General features: G+C 28.5%; 7 protein-coding genes. 2 read left to right on the top strand and 5 right to left on the bottom strand.

The window, feature by feature from the left end:
* Nucleotides 1-110: 110 nt before the first annotated feature.
* From adhE to ACQPVP_RS16920, 5 genes are all read right to left on the bottom strand, one after another.
* Entirely contained in the window at nucleotides 111-2,735 is a 2,625-nt protein-coding gene (gene adhE / locus ACQPVP_RS16940; RefSeq protein WP_430851960.1) for a bifunctional acetaldehyde-CoA/alcohol dehydrogenase, read from the bottom strand.
* 637 nt (nucleotides 2,736-3,372) lie between these two features.
* Entirely contained in the window at nucleotides 3,373-3,786 is a 414-nt protein-coding gene (locus ACQPVP_RS16935; protein WP_430851958.1) for a HutP family protein, read from the bottom strand.
* 29 nt (nucleotides 3,787-3,815) lie between these two features.
* Entirely contained in the window at nucleotides 3,816-4,268 is a 453-nt protein-coding gene (locus ACQPVP_RS16930) for a MarR family winged helix-turn-helix transcriptional regulator (protein WP_430851956.1), read from the bottom strand.
* Between the two features lie 114 nt (nucleotides 4,269-4,382).
* Nucleotides 4,383-5,093 carry an MgtC/SapB family protein gene (locus tag ACQPVP_RS16925; RefSeq protein ID WP_430851954.1) on the bottom strand — a complete coding sequence of 237 codons (711 nt, stop codon included), beginning with the start codon at nucleotides 5,091-5,093 and terminating at the stop codon, nucleotides 4,383-4,385.
* A 161-nt stretch (nucleotides 5,094-5,254) separates the two neighbouring features.
* Nucleotides 5,255-5,659 (bottom strand): hypothetical protein, encoded by a 405-nt coding sequence (locus tag ACQPVP_RS16920; protein WP_430851952.1) that lies wholly within the window; start codon nucleotides 5,657-5,659, stop codon nucleotides 5,255-5,257.
* A 284-nt stretch (nucleotides 5,660-5,943) separates the two neighbouring features.
* Between ACQPVP_RS16920 and ACQPVP_RS16915 the strand changes: the two genes are divergently transcribed.
* Together ACQPVP_RS16915 and ACQPVP_RS16910 are read left to right on the top strand one after the other, a co-directional pair.
* Nucleotides 5,944-6,264 carry a cytochrome C biogenesis protein gene (locus ACQPVP_RS16915; RefSeq protein ID WP_430851950.1) on the top strand — a complete coding sequence of 107 codons (321 nt, stop codon included), beginning with the start codon at nucleotides 5,944-5,946 and terminating at the stop codon, nucleotides 6,262-6,264.
* A gap of 140 nt (nucleotides 6,265-6,404) precedes the next feature.
* A complete protein-coding gene (locus ACQPVP_RS16910) occupies nucleotides 6,405-7,673 on the top strand; it encodes an FAD-dependent oxidoreductase (RefSeq protein WP_430851949.1) in 1,269 nt (422 codons plus the stop codon).
* The last annotated feature ends 111 nt before the right edge of the window (nucleotides 7,674-7,784 follow it).

The raw sequence follows: 7,784 nt of genomic DNA, 5'->3' as shown, positions 1-7,784 counted from the left end.
CTCCTGTTAAATACAGAAATCAGCTTTTAGCTTCTTAACTCTCTTTTTTAAAATGTCCTTGACATAGGTACCACTTTAATTCTCACCCTTTATTTTTTTATATTTTATAATTATTTTTTCTTTGATTCTTTCTTAGTTTCTTTAGTTTTTGGACCTTCATAAGCTCTAACATACATTTCTTTTAATTCACTCATTAATGGATATCTTGGATTAGCACCAGTACATTGATCATCAAATGCTTGCTCAACCATTTCATCTAAAGTTTCATAGAACTTAGTTTCTGATACCCCAGCTTCTTTAATAGTTTTTGGCATATTAACTTGAGCTTGTAGTTTTTCAACTGCTTTTATTAATAATTCAACTTTTTCTTCTTCAGTACTTCCACCTAAACCAAGATGATCAGCAATTCTAGCATATCTCCATGCTGCATTTGGATACTTATATTGAGCAAAAGCAGCTTGCTTAGTTGGCGCATCAGTTGCATTAAATCTTATTACTTCATTCATTAATAATGAGTTAGCCATACCATGTGGTAAGTGATGGAATGCACCTAACTTATGAGCCATTGAGTGTGTAATTCCTAAGAAAGCATTTGAGAATGCCATACCAGCCATACATGATGCATGAGCCATCTTTTCTCTAGCTTTAACATTAGTTGTTCCTTCATTATATGCATCTGGTAAATATTTAAATACTAATCTAATTGCTTCTAATGCTAATCCATTTGTATATTCTGAAGCCATTATTGAAACATATGCTTCTATTGAGTGAACTAATACGTCAATTCCTGCACAAGCAGTTAATCCTTTTGGTGAAGTCATCATAAGTTCAGCATCAACTATAGCCATATCTGGAGTTAATTCATAATCTGCAAGTGGATATTTAACCCCTGAAGTTTCATCAGTAATAACAGCAAATGGTGTTACTTCTGAACCTGTTCCTGCTGATGTAGCTATTGAAACCATCATAGCTTTTTCACCCATTGTTGGGAATTTGTATATTCTCTTTCTAATATCCATAAATGTCATAGCCAAGTCATGGAAGTTAACTTCTGGATGTTCGTACATAACCCACATAATTTTAGCAGCATCCATTGCTGAACCACCACCTAAAGCTATGATAACATCTGGATTAAAGTCTAGCATTTCTTTTGCTCCAGCTCTTGCACATCTAAGTGTTGGATCTGGTTCTACATCTGAGAATATTTTAAATTGTATTCCATTTCTTTCTAATACTTCTGTAACTTTGTTAGTATATCCCATATCAAATAATACTTTATCAGTTACTATAAATGCTTTCTTTTTCCCCATATCTTTTAACTCTTCAAGAGCAACTGGTAAACAACCATATTTGAAGTAAACTTTTTCTGGAACTCTAAACCAAAGCATATTTTCTCTCCTTTCAGCTATGCTCTTAATATTAATCAAATGCTTTGGACCAACATTTTCTGAAACTGAATTTCCTCCCCATGATCCACATCCAAGAGTTAATGATGGTGCTAATTTAAAGTTAAATATATCACCTATAGCTCCTTGTGATGCTGGCATATTAATTAACGTTCTAGCTGTTTTCATCTTTTCGCCAAATTGTAATATTCTATCTCTTGACTTTAGTTGATCTGTATAAAGTATTGAAGTATGACCCATACCGCCTAATTCTATTAATCTACCTGCTTTTTGTAAAGCTTCTTCATAAGACTTAACCTTATACATAGCTAGAATTGGTGATAACTTTTCATGTGAAAATGGTTCTTCTAATTCTACTGATTCTACTTCCCCAATTAAAACCTTAGTTGAAGTTTCAACCTTAACTCCTGCCATTTCAGCAATTTTATAAGCTGACTGACCAACTATATTAGCATTTAAACCGCCTTTTTCATTTAAAATTACGTTTCTAACCTTATCTACTTCTTCACCCTTTAATATATAAGCTCCTCTATTGCTTAATTCCTTCTTAACTTCATCATAAACTTGTTCTAATACTACTAATGATTGTTCTGATGCACAGATAACTCCATTATCGAAAGTCTTAGAAAGAAGTATTGAGTTTACTGCCATTTTTATATGAGCTGTTTCATCTATAATTGCTGGTGTATTACCTGCTCCAACTCCTAATGCTGGTCTTCCTGATGAATATGCAGCCTTAACCATTGCTGGACCACCTGTTGCTAATATTATATCTGATTCCCTCATTACATTTTGAGATAATTCTACTGATGGTTCATCTATCCATCCAATAATGCCTTCTGGAGCACCAGCTTTAACTGCAGCTTCTAAAACTATTTTTGCAGCTTCAATTGTAGCTTTCTTAGCTCTTGGATGAGGAGATATTATAATTGCATTTCTAGTTTTTAAAGCTATTAAAGTTTTGAAAATTGCTGTTGATGTTGGATTTGTTGTTGGAACTATTGCAGCTATAACCCCGATTGGTTCAGCTACTTTAGTGATTCCAAAAGTTTTGTCTTCTTCTAAAACACCACAAGTTTTCATATCTTTATATTGATTATATATATATTCAGCTGCAAAGTGGTTTTTAATAACCTTATCTTCAACTATTCCCATTCCAGTTTCAGCAACTGCCATTTTAGCTAACTTAATTCTATTGTCATTTGCTGCTATCGCTGCTTGTCTAAAAATCTTATCAACTTGTTCTTGAGTATAAGTTGCGAATACTTTTTGCGCCTCTCTTAATTCTTTAATTCTTTGAGTTAATTCTTGTGCATTTGTTACAGCCATTTTAAATCCTCCTGATTTATAAGATTTATATTTTTATAAATTATTTTCTTGACTTGTTAAAATTTGTTTAACTTGATTACAATATCATTTTATTTCATTGTTTATTTTTTGTCAATGTTTTTTGTTAAAAATTTATCATTTATTTTTATTTTTTTATTTATTAATTTTTCTATCCATTTTTATACTTATAAAAGAATTGTTTTAGTAATTATTTTTTAATTAAATTTATATTTAGTTTTTTAATTCGACTTATTAATCATTTATTTTCATTTTCCTTTATATTTTCTTGTTAATTCTATAATATAAATAAAATTGAATCTTTTTATAATATACATAAGAAACTATTGTTTGTAATCATTATTGTTATATATATAACAAAGTCTAGATTTAATATTTTTTATAATAACTTATTATTACTTTTCCTTATAAACTTTTAAATTATTCAGTAAAAAATTAAAAGGCAAATATTTATGATAAATTTCATTCATAAATATCTACCTTATATAGCTCAAACTTCTATTACTTAAAGCATCTTTATTAGTACATTTACTATTTTTATAGCTTTTTTAAAATTATGTATAACTATGAAAACTTCAATATTACCTTTTTTATATACTTATTAAAAATATATTAAAAATTATTTAGGTATTGCTCTATGTCCTATACCTATTACAACCTCATCTAAATGTAAAAGTCCAACACTTAAGAATATACAAACACTTAAATGTTCTCCTCTTTTTGCTATTCCTACCTTTCCTCCAACATTTTGTCCACTTGCTCTATTCCAGACTTGCATTAAGGCATCTCTAGTTGCTCCTATAACTCCACCTTCATGTAAATGTTCTTCTCTAATTAGTCCATTTCTTTTAGCTGCAACTAATGATCTTTCTAATATTTGAGAAGTCGAATCATTAATATTTCCACCTATATTTACAGCTGTCACTAAAATTCCATTTTTCTTAAGCTCAACCTTTAGTTCCTCTTCTTCCTCTCTAGATGAAATAGCCATTTTTGTTGCATATTTAGCAACTTCTAAACTTGTATTTTCCATAATATCCTCCCGTACTCCAAAAATATAATTTATTTTATAGACTCACATTTTTCTTTAAAGTAATTATTTAATTTTCCTAATGATCCAATTAAAACTTTCTTTTCTTCTTCTGAAAGAGAATCTGTCATACTCCTAACCATCTCACTATGAAACCTTTCATGTAATCTATGTGCAACCTTTCCCTTTTTGGTTAACTCAACCAAAACCACTCTTCTATCTTCTTCTATCCTACTTCTTTCTACATACTCTTTTTTTATTAATCTATTTATAGATGTAGTTAAAGTTCCAACAGTTATTCCTAAATCTTGTGCAACTTCACTCATCATTCTTTTATCTTTTCTTCCTATCGCTTCAATTGTATGCATTTCCCTTACTGATAAGTCTGAAAAGTATCCATTTTTTAATGTTTTCTCTTCAATTTGAAGTATTTCATTAAATATTTTTACTAAAAGTTCATTAACAACACTTACATCTTTTTGCATAATGAATTATCCCATCCTTTTTCTAGTGTTCATTACTTAAATAATAATCTAAACTCCATTAAAATTCAATTAATTATAATGTTTTTATATTAAATATTTTGATACTCAAATTATTTAATCATCATTTTTAAAATCAAGATATAAAATATCAATATTTTGCATTAGCTCTTTTAAAACTTTATCTAAATTTACATATCTAGGCTTTAAAACTATATATTTTGCATATGTCTCTTTTAAATTATTTTCTTTTATAAAATACTCAATTCTTTTTATTTTAATTTTCTTTTTTTCTAAAAAATATTCAATTTCATTTTTTATATTTCCTTGATTATAATACTTTATTTCGAATTCTTTAATTATATTTTTAGATATAAATTTATCTTCTATTCTTTTTAAAAATACTAATGTAATGAATATAATTATAGTAGCAAATATACTTATAAAATATTCTCCCATTCCTATTGATAACCCTAAACATGCTACTATCCATAATGTGGCTGCTGTAGTTAACCCCTTTATATTTCCTTTAGTATGAATTATGGCTCCTGCCCCAATAAAACCAACACCTGTTATTACTTGAGCACCGAGTCTTCCATAATCAACCTTAATAACTTCTGCTAGTTTTTCATTCATCTCTATCATAGCAATAGCTTTATTACCTATATCTATTTGAAGCAATGATACTATAGTTGCTCCTAAGCATACTAAAATATGTGTCCTAAATCCAGCAGCTCTATTTTGCACTTCTCTCTCATATCCAATTAATCCTCCTATTATTAAAGCTAAAATTAATCTTATTATTATTTCTTTTATAGTGAGATCCATATATCCTCCTTAATAATTTTATTTCATAATATTATTAGAAATAAAATAACTTTCTTATAAATAAAAAAGTAGAATGATTATAACTACTAACTTTCTATTTTTTAATAGGTATAGCAATTATATTCATCCTACCCTTTATTATTAAATTATAATCTATTTTTTTAAATCATTGCAATAGATAAAGTGGTTATTAATATTCCCATAATTATAGTTAGATAATAAAAATTATATATATCTTCTTTAGAATATACTCTTATTTTCTCTATTCTTCCTTTTGGATACATTACTTCTATTTCATCGCCTTTTTCCAACTTATGATTATTATCAAAAAATGAAATAGCCACCTTAACTTTCTTATTCTCCTCTTCAACTTCTATTATAGGATTAAATCTTGTATTACATATTGTATTGCATTCTCCATCTGGCGTTAAATAACTATATGCATCAAATCCAATAACTCTAGCTTTCTTAATTATAAATTCTTTATTTAGCATTATACTTCTAACTAAAGTAACTGTAGAAATAAAACTTAAGGTAATACCAATAATCGAAAACAAAACTCCCATTTTAATCCCCTCATATCAAATTTTTCTTCTCTCAGTAATATAATATGCCTTTAAGTTTTAAAAGATATATAATCCCGTATTTTTCATACTTTTATAATAATATCCTTAATTATCTGCTATTGTTTTTCATAAATTTTGTCTATCATAATAATTTGATAGTTTTTTAAGGAAATTTATGATTTTTTATAAATTTAATTTTTATTTTTATTAGACATCAATTTCGTTTACTAATTTATAACAATGGTCTATTATTTAATTATAGATATTACTAGGAGGTCTTTTTAATGAATTATACGAAAGTTAAATTTGAAATTTTTATTCCATTAGACCATGTAGATAAATTAAGAGAGGCTATAAATAATACTGGAGCTTTGACTATTGGTAAATATGATAATTGTATTTCAATAACAGAAGTTACAGGCTATTTTAGACCACTAAAGGGTTCAAAGCCATACTTAGGTGAAGAAAATAATTTATCTATTGAAAAAGAAGGAAAAATGGAATTTAGATGTCATAAGGATTTAGCTTTAGAAGTTATTAATGTAATAAAAGCAGTTCATCCTTATGAAGAGCCAGTTTATAACATAATTCCTGTGATTAATTAACAAGTAATTATTCATCAATATTACTTAACTCAAATTTCAACTTATTACAATCATAAAATAGCTTTTACTTAAATAATAAAGCACCAATTTTAAAATATTCGAATATTTTATTATAAATAGTAATATTCGAGGTATATAGAATGAAAGTTGTTGTAATAGGCGGTGGCTTTGCAGGATGCCAGGCTGCAATTCAAGCAAGAAAAATGGATGCAGAAGTCCATATTATAGAAAGAACCGATATGCTTCTTGGTGTTGGAAATGTAGGTGGCATAATGAGGAATAACGGAAGATTTACTGCTTCTGAAGAGCTATCTTATCTCGGTGCAAATGAAATAATAGATATTATGGATAATTTAGCTCTTCATAAAAATATTGATTTTACGGGGCACAAACATGCAAGTCTAACTGATATAGGAAAGGCTGAGCCAGAAATAAGAAGGTTTATTTTATCTTTAGGCATTAATATTCACTTCAAAAGTAGAGGTGTGAATGTAGTTGTAGAGAATAATTCAATTTCTAAAATTAAACTTTCCGATGGAACTTTTATAGATGGAGATGTTTTTATTGAAACTACTGGTTCAACGGGTCCTATGACTAACTGTAATAAATACGGTAATGGATGCTCCATGTGTGTATTAAGATGCCCTACTTTTGGTGGCAGAGAAAGCTTAAGCTTAAAAGCTGGAATAAAAGATATTATGGGTGAGAGAGCCAACGGAACTCCTGGTGCTATGAGTGGCTCTTGCGAACTTCCAAGAGAATCTTTATCCCCTGAATTATTAGAGGCACTTACTACTAAAGGTGTAGCAACATTGCCCATTCCTAGCGAGGATATTAATTTAGATAAACTAAGTCAAAAGGTTTGCCAACAATACGCTTTAAAGGAATTTGCAGAAAATGTTATCTTATTAGATACTGGACATATAAAGCTTATGACTTCGTATTATCCTCTTGAAAACCTAAGGAAAATTCCAGGACTGGAAAATGCAAGATATATAGATCCTTTATCTGGTGGAACATCTAACTCTATTAGATATTTAGCCTCAAGCCCTAGAGATAATACAATGAAGATTAGAGGTTTAAATAATATGTTTTGTGCTGGTGAAAAATCTGGTTTCTTCGTAGGCCATACCGAGGCAATGGCAACAGGGGCTTTATCAGGTTTCAATGCAATAAAATATCTTTTAGGCGAACCATTACTTGAATTACCAAGAGAACTTGCAATAGGAGATATAATAGCATTTGCAAATGAAACATTAGATATTGTGAAGGGAAAGAGCCTAAGACATACCTTTTCAGGTGGAGAATACTTTGAAAGGATGAAGAAACTAAATCTATACACAACAGATAAAGAAAAAATAAAAGATAGAGTTAAATCTCTATCCTTACTAAATATATTTAATAATTAATAAAATAGATGTTACACAAATTGTGTAACATCTATTTTTCAGACTGCTGACAAAGTGTCAGCAGTCTTTAATTTTATACAAATATGTAATATAATTTAAAATATATTAATT

Origin of the sequence: Clostridium nigeriense, assembly GCF_050585265.1 — a bacterium.
GTDB classification, from domain to species: Bacteria; Bacillota; Clostridia; order Clostridiales; family Clostridiaceae; genus Clostridium; species Clostridium nigeriense_B.
This window is presented reverse-complemented; position numbering and strand designations above follow the sequence as displayed.

Excerpts from the sequence above, each read along its gene's own strand:
- ACQPVP_RS16930 (WP_430851956.1), bottom strand. The coding sequence starts at position 4,268 with ATGCAAAAAGATGTAAGTGTTGTTAATGAACTTTTAGTAAAAATATTT.
- adhE (WP_430851960.1), bottom strand. The coding sequence starts at position 2,735 with ATGGCTGTAACAAATGCACAAGAATTAACTCAAAGAATTAAAGAATTA.
- ACQPVP_RS16925 (WP_430851954.1), bottom strand. The coding sequence starts at position 5,093 with ATGGATCTCACTATAAAAGAAATAATAATAAGATTAATTTTAGCTTTA.
- ACQPVP_RS16915 (WP_430851950.1), top strand. The coding sequence starts at position 5,944 with ATGAATTATACGAAAGTTAAATTTGAAATTTTTATTCCATTAGACCAT.
- ACQPVP_RS16935 (WP_430851958.1), bottom strand. The coding sequence starts at position 3,786 with ATGGAAAATACAAGTTTAGAAGTTGCTAAATATGCAACAAAAATGGCT.
- ACQPVP_RS16910 (WP_430851949.1), top strand. The coding sequence starts at position 6,405 with ATGAAAGTTGTTGTAATAGGCGGTGGCTTTGCAGGATGCCAGGCTGCA.
- ACQPVP_RS16920 (WP_430851952.1), bottom strand. The coding sequence starts at position 5,659 with ATGGGAGTTTTGTTTTCGATTATTGGTATTACCTTAAGTTTTATTTCT.